The sequence below is a fragment of the Limisphaera sp. VF-2 genome, assembly GCF_049537125.1.
GTDB lineage: Bacteria > Verrucomicrobiota > Verrucomicrobiia > Limisphaerales > Limisphaeraceae > Limisphaera.
The window spans coordinates 1,698,402-1,717,071 of the sequence record NZ_JBMVQY010000001.1 but is presented as its reverse complement, the minus strand read 5'-3'; the positions used below and the strand labels follow the sequence as shown (position 1 = coordinate 1,717,071).

At 65.2% G+C, this 18,670-nt stretch carries 14 protein-coding genes; 6 read left to right on the top strand and 8 right to left on the bottom strand.

Annotation, left to right across the window (positions count from 1 at the left end):
- Positions 1–48 precede the first annotated feature (48 nt).
- Together ACPDIT_RS06145 and ACPDIT_RS06140 are read right to left on the bottom strand one after the other, a co-directional pair.
- On the bottom strand, positions 49–993 hold the full coding sequence (locus ACPDIT_RS06145; RefSeq protein ID WP_423442296.1) for an aldo/keto reductase: 945 nt from the start codon (positions 991–993) through the stop codon (positions 49–51).
- A 162-nt stretch (positions 994–1,155) separates the two neighbouring features.
- A complete protein-coding gene (locus ACPDIT_RS06140; protein WP_423442295.1) occupies positions 1,156–2,523 on the bottom strand; it encodes a Gfo/Idh/MocA family protein in 1,368 nt (455 codons plus the stop codon).
- Positions 2,524–2,826: 303 nt separating this feature from the next.
- On the opposite strand from ACPDIT_RS06140, the gene hypA reads away from it, so the two are divergent.
- Together hypA and hypB are read left to right on the top strand one after the other, a co-directional pair.
- Positions 2,827–3,168: a hydrogenase maturation nickel metallochaperone HypA gene (gene hypA / locus ACPDIT_RS06135; RefSeq protein ID WP_423442294.1), complete on the top strand. Its 342-nt coding sequence runs from the start codon at positions 2,827–2,829 to the stop codon at positions 3,166–3,168.
- 6 nt (positions 3,169–3,174) lie between these two features.
- The gene (gene hypB, locus ACPDIT_RS06130; protein ID WP_423442293.1) at positions 3,175–4,047 is read left to right on the top strand and encodes a hydrogenase nickel incorporation protein HypB; all 873 of its coding nucleotides are present in this window, start codon (positions 3,175–3,177) and stop codon (positions 4,045–4,047) included.
- 6 nt (positions 4,048–4,053) lie between these two features.
- Here hypB and ACPDIT_RS06125 read toward each other — a convergent pair whose 3' ends face one another.
- Both ACPDIT_RS06125 and rpoD read right to left on the bottom strand, forming a co-directional pair.
- Positions 4,054–4,677: an RsmD family RNA methyltransferase gene (locus tag ACPDIT_RS06125; protein WP_423442292.1), complete on the bottom strand. Its 624-nt coding sequence runs from the start codon at positions 4,675–4,677 to the stop codon at positions 4,054–4,056.
- 385 nt (positions 4,678–5,062) lie between these two features.
- Complete coding sequence (gene rpoD / locus ACPDIT_RS06120; protein WP_423442291.1) at positions 5,063–6,859, bottom strand: RNA polymerase sigma factor RpoD; 1,797 nt, start codon at positions 6,857–6,859, stop codon at positions 5,063–5,065.
- Positions 6,860–7,301: 442 nt separating this feature from the next.
- On the opposite strand from rpoD, the gene ACPDIT_RS06115 reads away from it, so the two are divergent.
- Complete coding sequence (locus tag ACPDIT_RS06115; protein WP_423442290.1) at positions 7,302–8,726, top strand: Gfo/Idh/MocA family oxidoreductase; 1,425 nt, start codon at positions 7,302–7,304, stop codon at positions 8,724–8,726.
- Between the two features lie 69 nt (positions 8,727–8,795).
- On the opposite strand, the gene alaS is transcribed toward ACPDIT_RS06115, so the two are convergent.
- Positions 8,796–11,519 carry an alanine--tRNA ligase gene (alaS, locus tag ACPDIT_RS06110; RefSeq protein WP_423442572.1) on the bottom strand — a complete coding sequence of 908 codons (2,724 nt, stop codon included), beginning with the start codon at positions 11,517–11,519 and terminating at the stop codon, positions 8,796–8,798.
- Between the two features lie 386 nt (positions 11,520–11,905).
- On the opposite strand from alaS, the gene ACPDIT_RS06105 reads away from it, so the two are divergent.
- The 3 genes from ACPDIT_RS06105 to ACPDIT_RS06095 all read left to right on the top strand — a co-directional run bounded on the left by ACPDIT_RS06105 (position 11,906) and on the right by ACPDIT_RS06095 (position 15,232).
- Positions 11,906–12,187 (top strand): hypothetical protein, encoded by a 282-nt coding sequence (locus tag ACPDIT_RS06105; RefSeq protein WP_423442289.1) that lies wholly within the window; start codon positions 11,906–11,908, stop codon positions 12,185–12,187.
- A 516-nt stretch (positions 12,188–12,703) separates the two neighbouring features.
- Positions 12,704–14,101, top strand: coding sequence for a PQQ-dependent sugar dehydrogenase (locus tag ACPDIT_RS06100; protein ID WP_423442288.1), 1,398 nt, complete (start codon positions 12,704–12,706; stop codon positions 14,099–14,101).
- 273 nt (positions 14,102–14,374) lie between these two features.
- Positions 14,375–15,232 carry an MqnA/MqnD/SBP family protein gene (locus ACPDIT_RS06095; RefSeq protein ID WP_423442287.1) on the top strand — a complete coding sequence of 286 codons (858 nt, stop codon included), beginning with the start codon at positions 14,375–14,377 and terminating at the stop codon, positions 15,230–15,232.
- A gap of 201 nt (positions 15,233–15,433) precedes the next feature.
- Here ACPDIT_RS06095 and ACPDIT_RS06090 read toward each other — a convergent pair whose 3' ends face one another.
- The 3 genes from ACPDIT_RS06090 to ACPDIT_RS06080 form a co-directional block, all read right to left on the bottom strand.
- Positions 15,434–16,369 carry a glycosyltransferase family 2 protein gene (locus ACPDIT_RS06090; RefSeq protein ID WP_423442286.1) on the bottom strand — a complete coding sequence of 312 codons (936 nt, stop codon included), beginning with the start codon at positions 16,367–16,369 and terminating at the stop codon, positions 15,434–15,436.
- Positions 16,370–16,525: 156 nt separating this feature from the next.
- On the bottom strand, positions 16,526–17,542 hold the full coding sequence (locus tag ACPDIT_RS06085) for a class I SAM-dependent methyltransferase (RefSeq protein WP_423442285.1): 1,017 nt from the start codon (positions 17,540–17,542) through the stop codon (positions 16,526–16,528).
- A 138-nt stretch (positions 17,543–17,680) separates the two neighbouring features.
- Positions 17,681–18,541, bottom strand: coding sequence for a hypothetical protein (locus ACPDIT_RS06080; protein ID WP_423442284.1), 861 nt, complete (start codon positions 18,539–18,541; stop codon positions 17,681–17,683).
- Positions 18,542–18,670: the final 129 nt, after the last annotated feature.

Below are 18,670 nucleotides of genomic sequence, written 5' to 3'. Positions count from 1 at the left end.
CTGGGACCGGGGACGGAGAACGGGAGCGCAGCTCCCTCCGGAGCAGATTCACGGCAACGGCTCGCCGCGAGCGGCCAGCAGGAGCCGGTACCAGTCGTCCCGTGAAAGTTCGATCTCGGTGGCACGCACCGCTTCGCGAATGCGCTCGGGCCGCGTGGATCCGACGATGGGCACAATGCCGCTGGGGTGTTTGAGGAGCCAGGCAAGGGCGATGACGCTGCGAGTGGTCTGGTATTGCCGGGCCAGTGCATCCAGCTCCTGCAACACGCCCGCGGTGGAGTAACGTTCCTGCCAGCGGAGCAGCCGCGAGGCCCCATCGGCCAACAATCCCCCGGCCAGGGGACTCCAGGCCTGCGGAGTGATGTGTTCGATGAGGCACTGGTCCAGGGTGCCATCGGTGAAGGCCTCGCGCTGGAGCAGGCTGATTTCGACCTGGTGAACGATCAACGGCATGGGGCAGGCGCACTGCAGGGCCGTGAGCAGCGTGGGGCGACAATTACTGACGCCGAAGAAGCGCACTTTGCCGGCGGCCTGGAGGCGCGCAAACGCATCGGCGACCTCCTCGGGGTTGGCCAGGAAGTCCGGCCGGTGCAGAAGGAGGAGATCAAGGGTGTCAATCCCCAGCCGCCGCAAGGATTCCTCGCAAGAGCGGAGGATGTGTTCGGCGGAGAAGTCGTAGCGTTGGGGCGCGCCGGGGTAGGGGGTATTGGGCGGGCGAATCCCGCATTTGGTGGCGATGAGCACGCGCTCGCGCATGCCGGGGATCTCGCGCAACACTTCGCCCAGCAGCCGCTCGGCCTCCCCGCCACAATAAATGTCCGCGTTGTCGAAGAGGGTGTACCCGGCCTCGTAGGCGGTGCGGATGGCCAATTTCCCCGCAGCCCAGCTTTCCGGTGTGATTTCCCTGGGATCCCAGGAGCCGGCGACGCGCCAGCAGCCATAGGCCAGGCGACTACTGCGAAGGGGACTGACCCCGAGAGTGATCGTTTGCATGGTTCGCGCTCGAGTTGGCGGGCTCAACCTGCCGCGGCCGCGTCAGCCGGGCAAGCCAGGAGTGGGGAGACGCCCAGCGGGACGAAACCCGTCTTCAGAAAAACAAACGCCCGGGCCAGGGCGGCCCGGGCTGGGAATATCGACTTCGCGTGGCCGGGGAACTCAAGAGAGTTCCGACCAACCGTACGTGGGGATCGGCACGGGCCGACCGTCGCCAGTGGTGACTTTGCGCGTCTGCGGATCGAACAGGCACATGACGTTGAGCCGTTCGGAGATCTCCGCCAGCGAGACGATGGTCTGAACGCGAATGGCCAGTTCGATGCCGCAATTGGGCTCCTTGTTGGCGCGGATGCAGTCGAACCAGTTCTTTTCGTGGGCTTCGACGCTTTCCACGGGAAAAGCCTCGCTGGTCTCGGGGTCGATTTCCTCCGCGAAGGGCCGTTCGGGCCGCAATTCGACGCGGTTGCCCGCCATGGTGAGCGTGGCCATGTGGCCCCGGATCATTTCCTGGGTGCCCTGCTCGTTGACGGAACTGCTGGTGATGTGCATCACCATCCCGCTGGGGAATTCGGCGATGATTTGCACGATCTCCGGCACGTCGCGCTCGGGGGTGCCCTGCGTGTTCTTGTCAGTGCCCACCTTTTTGCTGCCGACGCAGGCGACGCGCAGGGGGAACTCGGGGTTGCCGGTGGCCAGCATGTAGGGATGGGCCTTGTGGGGCACCAGATCGCTGAGCAGGCCGCCGCAATACGGATAGTACTTCCGCCAACGGAAGTAGTCGTCGGCGCTGAAGGGCTTCTTGCGGTGAACCGGTCCGAGCCAGAACTGCCAGTCAATATCCTCCGGCGTGGCCCAGGGTTCGATGGTGTAGTTCCATTCGCCCTTGGGATTGTTGCGCATGTAACTGCCCTGCGCCATGACCACGGGCCCGATTTTCCCCTGCCGGATCCACTCGGCCGCCTTGTGCCACTTCAGGTCGGAGCAGCCCTGCGACCCGACCTGGAGGATCTTGCCGGTTTTCTTGACGGTGTCGTACACCTCGAACGCCTCGCCGAGGTAACGGGTCATGGGTTTCTCGACGTACACGTGCTTGCCGGCGTTGAGGGCGTCGATCGTGCAACGGGCGTGCCAGTGGTCCACGGTGGCGATCGTGACCGCGTCAATGTCCTTGCGTTCAAGGAGCTTGCGGTAGTCGTAGTACACGTCGACGTTGTCGCCGATCAGGGCCTTGGCCTGAGCGGCGCGGTGCTTGGAGACGTCGCAGACAGCGGCTTGAACGATATTGTTCTCGTTGGCCCGGGATTTCTGGGTGCGAATATGCGTCTGACCCATGTTGCCCGTGCCAATGTACCCCACAACGATGCGGTTGTTGGCGCCCAGAACGTTGACGGAAGGGGCTTGATTCTGGCCGTATACCGGGGTCCGCAGCAACGGTGCGGCGGCCGCCACGGTGGCGGCCACGGCGGTTTTCTTGAGGAATTCCCGCCGGCTGGCGGGGGCGTTCCCGAGGCTGGTCGTTGGTTTTTGCATATCGGTGCGTATCCTGTTGAGCGTTCGATTAGACTCAAACTAATGCAAAGACATTCATCGTCAATGCTCCGGTTTTGGAACTCCGGATACCCCCGGGGAACCCCGGGAATCGGCAGCCCCGCCTTCGCAGCGGCCTGGTCCGGAGAAGCGACCTCCGCCCCCGGGGCACGCAGAGGCCGGTCGGCAACGCCGCACCGGGGATTCGTTCCAGCCTGACAAAGCCCCAAGTCCCCCAAGTCAGACCGGGAACGGTTTGCGCTTCACTTTTCCTGGCGCAAACTCATGCTAACATGAGACTGGTTCATGCACGAGGTTGGATTGATGGCGGAAGCCGTGCGGTTGGCCGTGGAGGAGGCCCGAGCCCGAGGGGCACAGCGGGTGGCGGCGCTGCGACTGCGCGTGGGGGCATTGAGCGGAGTGGTGCCGGAAGCGCTCGAGTTTGCGTTCGATTTGGTGACGGCCGGGACCCCGGCAGCGGGCGCGCGCCTGGAGGTGGAACGGGTTGCGGCACGGTGGCGTTGCCCCCGGTGCCGGGCGGAGTACGAGAGCATGGACGTGTGGTCCGCCTGTCCGCGGTGTGAAACCGCACCGGGCGAGCTCCTGCAGGGGCGGGAACTGGAACTGGTGAGCATCGAGCTGGATTAGGGTTTTATGTGCAGGGAATGTGGCTGTGGTTTGGGCGGTGAGCCGCGGATCCTGTCGGCACGCGATGCGGAAACGGGCGGCTCTGGATCCATGCAGGCCCGGCCCGGTCCTTCGACCGGTCCCGTGGCCGGCGAGGTTCACTCTCCGCACGGGCATGAGCACCCGGACATCCACAGAGCACCACTGCATGCGCACCCAGAGGAAGCCACCGGTCAAACCGTGGTGCTTCATCGCTCCCTGCTCGAAAAGAACCAGCGGCTGGCCGAGCAAAATCGGGGGTTCTTTCGAGCCAAGGGCTTGCTGGTCTTGAACGTGGTGTCAGCCCCCGGTTCCGGGAAGACGACGTTGATCGAACGCACCGTGTCGGGCCTGCGGGGGCGCCTGAAATGCGGGGTCATCGTGGGAGATCTGGCGACCGACCGTGACGCCCAGCGGCTGCGGGGGGCGGGAATCCCGGTGGTGCAGGTGGCCACCGGCACGGTTTGCCATTTGGATGCCGAGATGGTGCGGCGGGCCTTGCGGGACCTGCCGTTGGACGGCTTGGAACTGCTGATCCTGGAGAATGTCGGGAACCTGGTCTGCCCGGCGGATTTCGATCTGGGAGAGGATCTGCGGGTGGTTCTGATGTCGGTGACCGAAGGGGAGGACAAGCCGCTCAAGTATCCACCGTTGTTCCATTCGGCACACGTGGCGTTGATCACCAAGGTGGATCTGGCGGAAGTGGTGGGCTTTGATCGAGCCGCCGCGTTGGACCACCTGCACCGGGTCAGCCATCACGCCCGGATTTTCGAGCTGTCCGCCAAGACCGGCGCAGGGATGGATGAGTGGCTGAGTTTTTTGGTGGCGGAGCATGAGCGGGTGAAATCCCAACCCTGGTAGAGGGGGCTATGGCGCCGGGCCCTCGGCCGGGCCCGGCAGAGTTTCGCGCACTTCGGACGCAGCTTCGAGAAACCGCATCACGCTGTCGCCGTGCTGCAAGACCTTGATCTCGCGCCAGGGAGGCGGCAGCTCGAGTCGATCGCGTCGGGCATGTCCCAGGATGAAACGTCCCCCGGGCCGCAGCAACCGGGGCAGCCACGGGTCGTCGAGCAACTGCTGGGCACACGAACGAGAGCGTTCCTGCAGATTCTTGGGGCCGTACGGCGGGTCGGCCAAAATGAGATCGAACACGCGTCCGGCCATGACCAACGGCGGGAGAGCGGCAAAGACGTCCTGGAGGCGCAGCTCCAACGATTCCGGCGGGAATCCGGCCCGACGCCAGTTCTCGCGCAGAACCGCCGCGTGTCGGCCGGATTTTTCCACGCAGACCGCGAGGCGCGCGCCGCGGCTGATGCATTCCAAGCTCAACGCCCCGGTGCCGGCGAACAACTCCAGCACCTCGGCGTCCACCACCCGCGCGCCCAGGCTGTTGAACACCGCCTGCTTGACCAGGTCCGGCGTCGGCCGGATGGCCAGTCCCTTGGGCACTTTGAGGATCAACCCGCCTGCGCGACCGCCTGTGATCCGCATGGCCCCAGCTTAGATCAAACGGGTGCGAACAGCACCTCCGGAAGCAGCGGGCCCCGCCGGACGGAGCCGCAGCATAATTCCCACGGTTGGCGACCACCTGCAACTGCCGCGTTGGGTCGAAAGCGTCCGCGGCAGCACGATCATCCGTGGACGCGCAAGACACTTCGCACGTCTGGTGGAAGACACGGCTGCACCGACTCCGGTGAGGAAGGGCATCGCGAGACCGGCCCGGGGAGCAGAGTTCGCGGTGTCAGCCGCAGGAAGCCGGCTGGCGGCGACAGGCCGCAGGAGGGTGGCAGCCTCCACGGGCAAAGGCGCCGCGCGGCACCCTGTGCAATGGCAAAACACCACCCCACCAGAAGCAGGTGGGCCGTGTCGACCGTAGTCAGGCCGGTCGCGGATGAGACACAGGCCACGCGCCCGGCGCAAGGAACCCGTCCAGCAGCCGCAGGCGCGTGGGATGGCGCATCTTGCGCAGGGCCTTGGCTTCAATTTGACGGATGCGTTCGCGGGTGACGTTGAATTGTTTGCCGACCTCTTCGAGGGTCCGGGCGTAGCCGTCGAGCAGACCGAAACGCAGCTCCAGCACTTTGCGTTCGCGATCGGCCAGGCTGGCCAACACCTTGTGGAGGCGTTCGCGCAGCAGGCTGAAGCTGGTCTGATCGGCAGGATCGTCGGCATTCCGGTCCACGATGAAATCGCCGAACGTGGCGTCTTCGCCTTCGCCCACCGAGGCCTGGAGGGACAAGGGTTGCTGCGCCATGCGCAGGAGATTCTGCACGCGATGCAGCGGCATTTGCAGTTGGTCGGCCAGCTCTTCCGGCGAAGGTTCGCGGCCCAGGACCTGAAAGAGCTCCTTTTGGGCGCGGAGGACCCGGTTGATCACGTCCACCATGTGGACGGGGATGCGGATGGTGCGCGCCTGGTCCGCAATGCTGCGGGTGATGGCCTGCCGAATCCACCAGGTGGCGTAGGTGGAAAACTTGTAGCCGCGCCGGTATTCGAATTTTTCCACCGCGCGCATGAGGCCCATGTTGCCCTCCTGAATCAGGTCGAGGAAGGAGAGGCCGCGGTTGGTGTAACGTTTGGCAATCGAGATGACGAGGCGGAGATTCGCCTCGACCATTTCCGTTTTGGCCTGCACCGCGCGGTCGGCGGCCTGTTGGAGTCGGTCGTGGGCGGCGAGGAACTCGGCGGCCGGGGCCCGCGCGAGATCCTCCAGGGCGGTCAACTGCTCCTGCTCGGTGCGGAGGGCCTGCGCCTGCTCGGGCGAGGACGGTTGCTGCTGGAGTTGCTGCAGCCGCGCCTGGCACTGGCGGAACCGCTCGGCCACATTCCGCGCCACCAGCAGCATTTCCTCGAGGATTTTGGGTTTGAGGGCGAACTGCGGGAACAGGGCTTCGAGTTGTTTTTGCGCGCGTTGGCAGAGCCGCAGGGCGCGGGCGCGAGCGGTCGGGCTCGAGGCCTGGCGGGCGGCCCGCCAGTGACGGTCGGCGGCCGTATCCAGGGCGCGCACCTTCTGCAGCAGTCGGCGCAGAAGGCGCAGATGCTGCGGTCGACGCTCCAGTTTTTGGTCGGAAATCACCCGGTCGAACCGTTCCTTGGGCGGCACGCTGAGCAGTTTCTCGGCCAGGGCGATGTGTTCTTTGGCGGTGAATCCGAAACGATAAAGGATCTGGCGCAGTTCGGCCTCGGCGGCCTCGATGCGTTTGCAGATCTCGATTTCCTGCTCGCGGGTCAGGAGCGGCACCGCGCCCATCTGCCGCAAATAAATGCGGACCGGATCGTCCAGGCTTTCAAGCCGGCCCGCCTCCGCCAAATCATCCTCCGAGGCATCCTCCCCCACGCCGTCCGCTTCGGAGTCTTGAATGCGCACCTCGAAGGCCTGAAGTTCCTGCCAGAGTCGGTCGGCGTCTTCGGGACTCAAACCAGCCTGGCCGATCACCTCTTGCACCTCGGCCTCGGTGACGGCGCCCTGTTCGTGGGCCATCTGCAAAAGGCGACGCAACGGACCCGTCCATGCCGGGGCGTTCGACTCTGCCCCCGGACTCGAAGGTGGAGACGATTCCGCGGGAGAAGATCGAGGCGGACGCGCGGGCGAGGACCGGGAGCGGACCGAACCGTTGCGACCGCGGCGGGGTTTCGCGCTGGCGACCGACGTTCTGAGCTTCGTCCTGGCCATAGGATGGGGCGCGACTCAGTCCGCTGAGCGGCGATGCGGCGGAATATGCGACGACGCCGCGATCCCGTCAAGGTCCGGTACGAGAATTTTTTCTCAGGAAAACGCAGCTCTCCGCGCTTGCCATCACCACCGCCGTTCAGCGTCGCACCGGATGAGATCCCCACTGCGAGGGACAAACTGTCGCATCGAGGCCCGGTCGAACGCCGCAAGCGGACGAGAGCACGAGGGCGTGTTCCCTGCCCTTCCTTTCTTTGCGGTTTACAAGGGGCTCGGATCGGCGCAGATTCGCGCTCAAATCGGACATGGACCGGAGAGACCCATCGCCGAAGGGACTGCCCGGGACCCGCGGTGTAGCGCGCGGTCGAACCGATGCCACGGTGCCGGGCTCGCCAGACTCCGGCTGTGCCATCGAACCGAACGATCGTTCCCTTCCCTCATGCCCATGAAAGTCGCGTACTCTCGACGTTCCTTTTTGAAGCGGGCCGTGCTGGCCGCCGGCGCGTTGAGCGCGCCCCGCTGGATGCCCGGCCCCAATCTGCTCCTCGCCCAGGACGCGGGACGCAAACTCAATTGCGCCGTCATCGGTTGCGGCGGCCGCGGGATGAGTCATCTGAACGCGATTGCGAAGGAAAACATCGTCGCGGTGGTGGACCCGGACGAGAAACGTCACGAAGCCGTGGCTGATTGGTTGAAGCGCCGGGGAATGGATCCGGCCAGGGTGCGGTTTTTCACCGATTATCGGCGGCTGTTCGACGAGGTGGGGCGCAGTCTGGATGCGGTTTTCGTGGCCACCCCCAACCATCAACATGCGTTGCCGGCAATGCTCGCCATGCAGCTGGGCAAGGCCGTGTTCGTGGAAAAGCCGGTGTGTCACAACATCGGCGAGGCACGCGCACTGCGCGAGATGGCCCGCCGCAGCAAGGTGGCCACCCAGATGGGCAACCAGGGCCACAACGAGGAGGGCTACCGGCGCCTGTGCGAATACATCTGGGCCGGCGTCATCGGGCCCGTCCGGGAAACGCACAGTTGGACCAATCGTTGCAACGGCGGCGAAGGCCCGCGTCCGCCGGCCAAGCCGGTGCCACCGGGGTTGCATTGGGACGAATGGATCGGCCCCGCGCCGTACCGGGATTTTCATGACGATTTGCATCCGCATTCCTGGCACGGATGGTACGATTTTGGCAACGGCTCCATCGGCAACATGGGCTGCCACGTGTTGGACGGCGTTTTCTGGGCCCTGAAGATCGAGCATCCCACCAGTGTGGAAGTGGAGTATCTGCGCGGCGGCAGCGACGAACGCTATCCGATCGGCTCTCGCATCCGTTGGGACGTGCCCGCCCGCGGGGACCTTCCCCCGCTGAAGGTGTATTGGTACGAGGGACTCAATCCCACGACCCAGGACCGTCCCCAGGGGGCCCTGCGCGCTGCCGTGGGCGAGGCGCGGAATCTGCCGCCCCTCCTGCTCGAGTTGCGGCGTCAATACCCGGAGGAGGAGCTGGACCGCGGCGACAGCGGCACACTCTACGTGGGCGAGAAAGGGATTATTTTCACCGGTACCTACGGCGAGCGCATGCACGTGGTGCCCTGGGCCAAAATGCGGGAGATTCCCGAACCCCCGAAAACTCTGCCGCGGCCCAGGGACATTTTCACCGATTTCCTGGAGGCGGTGCGCGAGGGTCGCACCGACACCGCCTCGAGCTTCGAGTACGGCACGCGGCTCACGGAGTTTTGTGCGCTCGGCAACCTGGCCCAGAAGGCCGGCGTGGGCAACAAGGTCGAGTGGGACGGCCCCAACATGCGGGTGACTAATCTGCCCGAGCTCAATGCCTGGGTAAAACGCGAGAACCGGCCCGGTTGGCGGATCTGACGCGCGCAGGCAGGGTTGCCTGCCCCGCGGCGTTGCAGGTTCTCAGAAGGTTTCGGCGGCCGGGGGAGGTCACTGGACCAGTTCCCGCGCGCGGGCCAGAGCAGCATCCAGCCGGGTCGCATCCCGACCGCCCCCGCGCGCATGGTCGGGACGGCCCCCGCCCTTTCCACCCACCAGCGGCGCAATCTGCTGGATCAACTGGCCCGCGTGCACGCGAGCGGCGTGAGGTCCGGAGACCGCCGCCACCAACGACACGACGCCATCGGCCACCCCGCCCAGCAGCACCAGCCCCGGCACGCGCGCCTTGAGCGCGTTGACCATGGTTTGCAGGGTCTCGGCATCGGCGTCATGGCGCGCGATCAACACCGGCAGATCCCCACGGTACTCCACGCGGGCCAGGAGCGCCTCGGCCGCGGCGGCAGCCTGTTTTTGTTGCAGCGCCCTGAGTTGTTTCTCCAGGGCCTTCTGCTGTTCGAGCAACGCCTCCAGTTTGCGGTCCAGTTCCGCCACCGGGGCGTTGACACGGGCTGCCGCGGCTCGCAACAGAGCCTGCTCGGCATTGACATGTTCCCATGCCGCCAGCCCGGCCACGGCCTCGACCCGACGAATGCCGGCCGCCACCGCACCCTCGCCCAGGATCCGGAACAGGCCGATCTCGCCGGTGGCCGCCGTGTGCGTGCCGCCGCACAACTCCATGGAGTAACCATCCAGGCCGCCCGGCGTGCCACCGATTTGAACCACCCGGACCCATTGCCCGTACTTCTCGCCGAAAAACTGCAGGATGTCGGGTCGGTGGCGGATGTGATCGTATTTCACCTCGATCCACGTCACCGGGGCGTTTTCGAGGATGCGCTCATTGACCAGGCGCTCGATCTGCTGGAGCTGGTCCGGGCGCAGGGGCGCACTGTTGAAGTCAAAGGTCAATTTGTCGGGCCCCACATAGGAACCCTTCTGGGCCGTTTCCCGCCCCACCACCTCGCGCAGGGCCCAGTGAAAGAGGTGGGTCGCGGTGTGATGGCGCTGAATGGCCAGACGCCGATCCCGGTCGACGCGCAACCGGGCGGGCTGACCCGGCTCGGGCCACTCTTCTGTGTCCGCTGCCTCCGGGGGCGCCAGAAAATGCAGCCAGGTTTCGCCCGCCTTTCGCGTGTCCACGATGCGCCAGCGGCGTTCCCCCTGGATCAGTTCTCCCGTGTCGCCCACCTGGCCGCCCATCTCGGCGTAAAACGGGCTGGCCTCCAGGACCACGGCGGGGCGATCCTGCACGCGGACCACGCGGAGCACGCGGGCCTCGGCCTCCAACTGTTGATAGCCCAGGAACTGCGTGGGCGTCTCGGTCTCCAACTGCGTGACCTCGATCACGGTCTTTTTCTGAGCGGCCCGGGCGCGTGCACGCTGCTCCTCCATGAGCGCCTCGAAACGGGCCGTATCCACCGTCAAGCCGCGTTCCCGCGCCATGAGCTGGGTCAGGTCCAGCGGAAAGCCGTACGTGTCGTACAACTTGAAGGCAAACTCGCCCGGGATGCAGGAAGCCGCCGGCCCGGTCCCCGCCTGCTGGAGACGCTCCACTTCCTCCTCGAACAGTTGCAGCCCGCGATCCAGCGTGCGGTTGAACGCTTCTTCTTCCTGGCGAATCACTTCTTCCACCTGGGCCTGGCGTGCCCGGATTTCCGGGAACACGTCGCCCATGGTTTGGGCCAGCACCGGGACCAGCCGGTGGAAGAACGGCTGGCGAAAGCCGAGGTTGCGACCGTACCGGACGGCCCGACGCAGAATCCGTCGCAACACATAGCCCCGCCCTTCGTTGGAGGGCAGAATCCCGTCGGCGATGGCAAAACCGAGCGTGCGAATGTGGTCCGCAATCACGCGGAACGCCACATCCACCCGTTCCTGCTCCGTCGCCCCCGTGGTGCCCGGTCGGGGCAAAGTGGAGCCGTAGCGACGACCGCTCAACCGCTCCAAAGCATCGAACAACGGCCGGAACACGTCCGTCTCGTAATTCGAAATCCGTGCCTGTGCAAAGTCCTGCAGGCCGCGGGTCCCCTGAATGATGGCCGTGACCCGTTCGAATCCCATGCCGGTGTCCACATGGCGCGCGGGCAGCGGCGTGAAGGTGCCGTCGGGATTTGCGTTGAACTGGATGAACACCAGGTTCCAGATTTCGATGCACTGCGGATGCCCCTGATTCACCAGCGCGCCGCGGGTGTCGCCTTCCGGCGTCAGGTCCACGTGAATCTCCGAGCAGGGGCCGCACGGGCCGGTGTCTCCCATCATCCAGAAGTTGTCCTTGCGTCCCCCGGTGCGGATGTGGACCTGCGGATCGAGCCCCGCAGCCCGGAACAACCGCGCCCAGTGTTCCCAGGCTTCCTCATCGAATTCCGCCGGATCTCCCGGACCCGGTCGGTACACCGTGGCATAGATCCGCTCCTTGGGAAACCGCCACACCTCGGTCACCAGCTCCCACGCCCACTCGATGGCCTCCCGCTTGAAGTAATCGCCAAACGACCAGTTCCCCAGCATCTCGAAGAACGTGTGGTGATACGTGTCCAATCCCACGTCCTCCAGATCGTTGTGCTTGCCGCCGGCCCGAATGCACTTCTGGGTGTCCGCCGCCCGCGGGGGATCGTAGGGACACGGCTGCAGGCCCAGGAAAATGGGCACAAACTGGTTCATGCCCGCGTTCGTGAACAACAAATTGGGCGAATCGGGCAGCAGACTCGAAGACGGTACGATCGTGTGTCCCTTCGACCGGAAAAAGTCGAGGAACGACTGCCGGATCTCAGCCGAGGTCATCACGCGCATGCTCTCAAAACACCTGATCGGGCATCGTCCCGCGCCGAAAGGGCGAAACGGGCCATGCCCCCGCCGGACGGTTTCCCTGACCGACAGGCAGGCCAGATTAGGCCGCCGGGCCGCGCGAGGCGAGCGCAACTTTGGCCGGCGCGCCACGGGCGGCGGCCGAAAGACCCCGGGGCACCCCGCGGGCCGGCCGAAAGAGCCCGGGGAGACCGCACGACATGAATGATCGGAAAGCCGGCAGGCCTGGCGCAGCAATGGGACCGTCGCAGCGACTGACCCGGGGGTTGCCCGCGAGCACCCCGGGGCCTAAGGTTTTCGGGAGGTAAAACAGCCTGATCCGGCCGCAACCCCGGCCGAGACAAGCACGGCATGGAGCAACGATGAAAACGGCATACGAACTGGCGATGGAACGGCTCAATCGGGCGGCCCCGTTGACGCCCCTGACCGAGGAACAAAAGCGGGAGATTGCCGAACTGGAGTCGCGCTACAAAGCGCGCATTGCCGAGCGGGAAATCACGCTTCAGCAACAAATCGCCACCGCTCGAGCCGCCGGGGACTGGGCGAAAGCCGCCGAGCTCGAACAGCAACTGGTCCAGGAACGTCGCAAGCTGCAGGAAGAGCTGGAGGCCAAAAAAGAAAGGATTCGCCAGGGCAAAGCCTGAACACCTCCAACGCCTCCCCGGAGGCAACGGGATGCCCGGGACAGCGGCGCCGTCCACCGGCCTCGCGATGCGCGGCTGACCCGGCGGCTGAACGGCAGCCAGGAACGCCGGCGGTGTGGAACCTCGAAGAAGGCGGGTTTGCACAGCGCGGGCCGGCCGCAGGGACAAAAGCCGGCGGAGATCCACAAAGGTCCGATACAGACCGAAGGTCCCCGGATGCCCGGGACGCAAGCCTGCACTACCGGCCAGGGCTTCGGCAACGCCGCGGGGCTGCCAGCCGAGAGCGTTTTTCCTGCTTGTGCACCATGCAAGCGTCCGCATGCTTGCGCCGCGCTTCGTTTTTCTTTTCCGGAGGCGTTCGAGCAACTTCGGGCCGCGCCGGACGGCGCGCCGGCCGTTTGACAACCAGGTGCTGATGCATCCAACTTCCGGCCACTTATGTGGACCTTAAAACCGGAGGGTGCTTGGAGGGCGGCGTGTCGGCGATTCGCAGGCCTGGCGATCAGTGCTTGCGCATTGGGACTCCTGGCATCGCCCACCAGCGTGGGGCAGCCGCAACGCCGCGAGGTCAGCCGGTTGTACGAACAACTTTGCGCCAACTGTCACGGCATCGATCTGCGCGGTGGCCAGGCCCGAAGCCTGCTGGACGAGGAGTGGGTGCACGGCTCCGGAGATGACGCCACACTGTTCCAGGTGATCCGCGAGGGCGACGAGCTCAACGGCATGCCGCCCTGGAAAAACCTACTGAGCGACGAGGAGATTCGCGCCCTAGTGATCTACATCCGCGAGAAAGCCACGGAGGCTCGCCACGCCGCCACACGCTACCCGCAGCCGCGGCCCGACCAAACCGCCGAAACCCGCCTGCACCGGTTCCGGCTGCGCACCGTGGTCGAGGGACTGGCCACGCCCTGGTCGGTGGACTGGTTGCCGGACGGCCGAATGTTGGTGACGGAATTGCCAGGGCGACTGCGCGTGGTCCAGGACGGCAAGCTGCTACCGGCCGCCGTGGCCGGCACCCCCACCGTGCGATACCGCGGGCAGGGCGGGTTGATGGAGGTTCTGGTGCATCCCGGGTACGCGACCAACGGCTGGATCTACCTGGCCTACAGCGAACCCGCCAGCAGCGCCCAAAGCCGGGACGTGAGCATGACCACTCTGGTGCGCGGCCGACTCCGCGCCCTGCAGTGGACGGAGGAAGAGGTGATCTGGCGGGCGCCCCTCTGGAGCTTTCGCCCGGGCAACATCCATTTCGGTTGCCGCATGGTCTTTGGGCCGGATGGCTGCCTGTACTTTTCCCACGGCGAACGGGGCCACGCCCAGGACGCACAGGACCTGACCCGGCCCAACGGAAAGATTCACCGGATCCTGGAAGATGGCCGCGTGCCGCCGGACAATCCGTATGCGGGCCGTTCGGATGCGGTGGCCACCATCTGGAGTCATGGCCATCGCAACCCCCAGGGATTGGCCTTCCATCCGGAGACCGGCGAGCTGTGGGAGACCGAACACGGTCCGCGTGGCGGCGACGAACTCAACGTGATCATCAAAGGCCGGAATTACGGCTGGCCGGTGATCACCTACGGGATGAATTACGACGGGACGCCCATCACCGCCTGGACCGCCCGCGAGGGCATGGAACAGCCCGTGGTGCATTGGACCCCGTCCATCGCAGTCTGCGGCATGGACTTTTATCGGGGGAACCGATTTCCGCGCTGGCGCCACCACTTGTTCGTCACGGGGCTCGCCTCCCAGGAGCTGCGCCGGCTCCAATTGAACGGGCATCGAGTGATCGAAGAGGAGATCGTCTTCAAGGGAATTGGCCGCGTTCGGGACGTGGCCTCGGGGCCGGATGGCTTTCTTTATGTGGTGCTGAACGGACCCGACCGCGTGGTGCGACTGGAGCCGGTCGAGAGCTGACGCCCGGACTCTGTCTGGAGATCCGAGCCGGGCCCGTGAGAGCCACGCACATGGAGCGCGGCGAGATCCGGGTCAATCCGAGCTCGACAATGGCCGGAGGCGGGTCAGAGCACCCGGCGGCACGCTTCGCCAGGCGCAAATCTCCAAGCGCGTGATTCGGAAAGCGTTGCCCGTTGCCCGGCCACGTGGGACCGCCGAATCCTTGAGCAAGGCACCGTGCCGGGACGTTTTTCCACTCGACTTCCCGCCGCTCCAAACGAAATTGGCGCTGCCATGCAGGAAACCGTGTTGACGCTGGGGCATTCGCCCGATCCCGATGACGCGTTCATGTTCTACGGGCTGGCCCGGGGATTCATCCCCACGCCGGGACTGCAGTTCCAACATGTGCTCCAGGACATCCAGACGTTGAACGAGCGGGCACTGCGGGGAGAACTGGACATTTCGGCCATCAGCTTCGCCGCTTACCCGGCCGTTTGTTACCACTACGCGCTGTTGCCCAGCGGGGCCAGCATGGGCGACGGGTACGGTCCGCTGGTGGTGGCCCGACGCCCCTACGGCCGATCCGACCTGCTCCGGCTCCGACTGGCCGTGCCGGGAACACTGACGTCGGCCTTTCTGGCGTTGCAACTGTGGTTGGATCGGCCGGCAGCCGAGCTCGATTATGTCGTGGTGCCCTTCGATCGGATCTTCGAAGCACTGGCCGACGGGCAGGCCGACGCAGGGTTGCTGATTCACGAGGGTCAATTGACGTACGGGCAGGGGGGCTGGCAGGTGTGTGTGGATCTGGGTCGTTGGTGGAGCGAAACCCAGGAAGGCCTTCCGCTGCCCTTGGGAGGGAACGTCATTCACAAGCGACATCCGGAACCGTTGCGCCGTCGAGTGGCACGGGTTTTGACGGAGTCCATCCAATACAGCCTGGCGCATCGGCCGGAGGCCCTGGAGTATGCGCTGGCGTTCGGGCGCGGTCTGGATCGAGAGCTCGCCGACCGTTTCGTGGGCATGTACGTGAACCACTGGACGCTGGACTATGGCGAGCGGGGCCGGGAAGCCATTCGCCGCTTTCTGCAGCTGGGACACCAGCGAGGATTCCTCCCCCAGGCCCCGGATCTGGAGTTTGTGACGAGTGCCTGACCCTCCGGAGCAGCCGAAACCCCGGGCTTCTGGTTTTCAGAAAAAGGCCGAATCCCGGGCACAAACCCGCCGGAACTCCAAAAGCGAGGACACGCCCCGGACCGCAAAGCCGGCAGCCCGGCTTCGGTTTGCATCTCCCCAAAGCACGCACGCCGGCCCGGGGTTGACAGGTGCCAGGGAGGGCGCGAAGGGCAGGTCGGGTCAGCGATCACCGGCATGATGTTCTTCGTACCAGCCATATCGGCCCCGATACCAGTCGCAAATGCCCTGCCAGATGCCCCGCGCATTCCCCCAGCGGCCCAGCAAAAGGAACAGCAACATCTTCGCCGGGCAGATCAGTGCCAGATAAGCCCAGAGGGTCAGGGGATGGATGCCAATCCGATGCCGTTGCAGCACGTACAGATTGTTCCGAGTGCTATAGTACAACTGGACCGGCCGGTTTTTTGCCAGGGTCGTCGACGTCTTGTGCCACATGCGGGCCAGGGGAAAATAAACCACCCGGTACCCGGCCTCGCGGATGCGAAGACAGAGATCGGCGTCCTCGGAATAAAACACCAGGCTTTCCTCGAAAAAGCCGACCTTTTGGAGGGCTTCGCTCCGCAAGAGGAACCCGCATCCTGTGACAAAGGCACAGTCGCGCACACGGTTGTAACGCGGAGCGTCTTTGCGCATCCAGCCGTGGTGCCAGGGATGACCGAGAAAGAAGAACCCGCCGGCACTCCAAAGGCGGTCCCGGGGCGAGTGAAAGAAAATCTTGGCGCCTGCAACGCCGACCTCTGGATGGGCCTCTGCGAACTCGACCAGCACGCGAATCAAGTCGGGCGCTACAAGAACGTCATTGGTGGTGCTGAAGATGTATTTCACCTCGGGCAACAGCGCAGCCATGCCGAGGCTGGCCGCCCGGGCGTAGCCAAGACCGCGGTCGTGGGCCAGGAGCCTCACTTCGGGGAATTCCTGCCGCACCATTTCCTGCGAGCCATCGGTCGAGGCATTGTCCGAGACCACGATGCGCAGGTCGGGATAATCCACCTGTCGGAAAGATTGCAGGGTCTCCCGCAACGAGTCCCGCAGGTTCCAGTTCACAATGACCACCCCAACCGGGGGCCAGGAGACGGTGGAAACAGGCAGGGAGGACATGGAAGGCAAGTGGTTCAGCACAGGTACCCGATGCGTCGGGTGCGGGGCGCAGGGGAGGCAGCGAGACGGTCGGGGATTCCGCCACGCCCCGCCCGGTCGGAGCTCAGGGGACGAGTGCGCCTTCGACGCCCGGCCACAACAACGGTCATTGCAGGTTCATGGAGCATCGGATCGGGCCACGAGCACGGTTTCTTCGCCCGCCAGGGGGTGACGTCGCAGCTGGACATGTTCGTAATACCGTTCGAGCGCGGCGCGCAACGCGCGCAGCGGCCGAACCTTTTGCGGAAGCGGGCCGATGCGGTGGTGTCGACGAGCTTCCCGGATGGACCGACTGGCGCCCCAAAAGATGTCGGCGTGCACGGCCGTGGTTTCCAGGGCCACGACTCGAAAGCCTGCTTGCTCGACCAGGGCCCGCAATGTGGCGGGAGGAAAAAGGTGCAGGTGCCGCGGCGGATCGAGTCCAAACCAGTGGGCGCCATGGCGCTGATGGCCCATACTGTCCGGGTTGGGTGTTACGAGGACCAAAAGCCCCGCAGGCCTAAGAATTCGACGGACCTCCTGCAGCGTTTCCCGAGGGTCGAACAGGTGCTCGATCACGTGGTTCATGGTGACGGCGTCGAACGAGCCGGATGCAAAGCGGGCGCTCTGCAGGTCACCCACGACGAGCTCCAACCCATACCGCTGGCGGGCCGCCGCGATCGCTTGCGGGTCGAGGTCGATCCCGGTGACCTGCCAACCTTGTTGCTGCATGCGGTAAAGAAACGAGCCGTCGCCACATCCCACATCCAGGAGCCGACCGCGCGAGCGTGGATCCAGGTGCCGCCTCTCGAGGGCGTCACGGGCCGAACCCAGGCCGAAAAGTGAATCCAGGCCGCGCAGGAGGCACTGGTAACCGGCGTAAAGCCGGCTGCGAAGACGCGCGGAGAGACCCGGAGACTCGAACGACTCCGGATGCGTGAAATAACAACGATAAGCGAGACCGATGTCCTGACGAACCGGAGTCGGATGCAGCCAGATCAGACGGCATCGGGGATTCTCACACCGCAGGAAACCCCAGCAACCCGGCGCCCCATACAGGACATCCCGGAGATTGCCATGGAGCTCGACCCCGCGGCCTTCACAGAGGGGACAAGTTGACCGCGGAATCGTGCGGATTTGCGGCGGCTCTTCCATGGACACATAGCTAAAGGCCGCCGTTTCGGGAAGCAAGCCGTCGAAAAAAGGGCTTGGCACCGCCGTGTTCGAGGATTCGGGGCTCGACGGCACCCGAGCGGCAACCATGGCCCAGGGAGAATCGCAGGCCACGGCCATTCACGAAGCAGGCACCGCCGCCTCTCCCCACGCCAGATCCGCCAGCCAATGCCGTGTGGCAGGATCGGCCTCCTCGTACGCGCGCGTCTGGCGGTCCGCAACCAGAAGGTTTTCCTGCCGGCCTGAGCGGTAGGTGCGGCTGCCGGGCCACTCTTGAGGCAGGTAGGCCCGACCGTCGCGGCCGACCACGACCACGCGCAGACCCCGCGCCAGGATGCGTCGAGTCAGGCTCCAGCGCCCGTTTTCGAACAGATAGGCATGGCGCTTGCAGAAAATCCACCGGGGCCAGCATTCCAGAGCCAGTGAGCGTCGCACGACGAACGCGTTGGTCCGGACATGCCAGTTCGGAAAGGGGGGAAACATCACGCGGCAGAGGATCCGCCGCGCAAATCGCCACCGGAGGACCGGAGGCGCCCCCGTCAGGCCCGGGGGAGAAGGGAGGAAGCAGTTGCGATACATGCTCTCCCACGACCCGGTGGCACCGGCAAGGCCAACGTCGGGCTGCTGGGCGTGTCGGAACAGCAGCGCCAGCCAGTCGGCGACCAGAGGCTCGCTGAAAGAGTTCAAGAAACAGAAATACTCATGAGACAGGCGGCGCAAGGCCACTCCGTAGGCCCGGATGTCGTAGCCCCAATCCCTCACCGAGAACGCCTGAAACACCAGATCGGCCGCCCTTCGCCGGTAGGAGTCCAACACCGCCAGGTCACGAAATCCTTTCCAGACGAAAATCAGGTCGTGCTCCACACCGGCGGGGTGGCGACGATAAGCGCGCAGGAAGGCCTCAAAAGGGGCCGGCCCATGAGCTTCTCGCACCAGGTGGACCACTGCAATACGCGCCACAGCCGCATGCCAATAACGCATGAACGAGGTCTTGTCCAACCTGTGTTCAGTCCACCGGGCAACAGCGGCTGAAATGAAACGCAACCGGGCAGCGCGCTGCAGCAATCCGCGGCGCAGCCGGTCCGCAGGATGCGGTTCTCCTCTTTTTCA

Bases quoted from the DNA above. Each gene is read 5' to 3' on its own strand.
- ACPDIT_RS06125 (WP_423442292.1), bottom strand. From the start codon at position 4,677: ATGCGGATCACAGGCGGTCGCGCAGGCGGGTTGATCCTCAAAGTGCCC.
- hypA (WP_423442294.1), top strand. From the start codon at position 2,827: ATGCACGAGGTTGGATTGATGGCGGAAGCCGTGCGGTTGGCCGTGGAG.
- hypB (WP_423442293.1), top strand. From the start codon at position 3,175: ATGTGCAGGGAATGTGGCTGTGGTTTGGGCGGTGAGCCGCGGATCCTG.
- ACPDIT_RS06095 (WP_423442287.1), top strand. From the start codon at position 14,375: ATGCAGGAAACCGTGTTGACGCTGGGGCATTCGCCCGATCCCGATGAC.
- ACPDIT_RS06105 (WP_423442289.1), top strand. From the start codon at position 11,906: ATGAAAACGGCATACGAACTGGCGATGGAACGGCTCAATCGGGCGGCC.
- ACPDIT_RS06145 (WP_423442296.1), bottom strand. From the start codon at position 993: ATGCAAACGATCACTCTCGGGGTCAGTCCCCTTCGCAGTAGTCGCCTG.
- ACPDIT_RS06140 (WP_423442295.1), bottom strand. From the start codon at position 2,523: ATGCAAAAACCAACGACCAGCCTCGGGAACGCCCCCGCCAGCCGGCGG.
- ACPDIT_RS06090 (WP_423442286.1), bottom strand. From the start codon at position 16,369: ATGTCCTCCCTGCCTGTTTCCACCGTCTCCTGGCCCCCGGTTGGGGTG.
- ACPDIT_RS06080 (WP_423442284.1), bottom strand. From the start codon at position 18,541: ATGCGTTATTGGCATGCGGCTGTGGCGCGTATTGCAGTGGTCCACCTG.
- ACPDIT_RS06115 (WP_423442290.1), top strand. From the start codon at position 7,302: ATGAAAGTCGCGTACTCTCGACGTTCCTTTTTGAAGCGGGCCGTGCTG.
- ACPDIT_RS06085 (WP_423442285.1), bottom strand. From the start codon at position 17,542: ATGGAAGAGCCGCCGCAAATCCGCACGATTCCGCGGTCAACTTGTCCC.
- alaS (WP_423442572.1), bottom strand. From the start codon at position 11,519: ATGACCTCGGCTGAGATCCGGCAGTCGTTCCTCGACTTTTTCCGGTCG.
- rpoD (WP_423442291.1), bottom strand. From the start codon at position 6,859: ATGGCCAGGACGAAGCTCAGAACGTCGGTCGCCAGCGCGAAACCCCGC.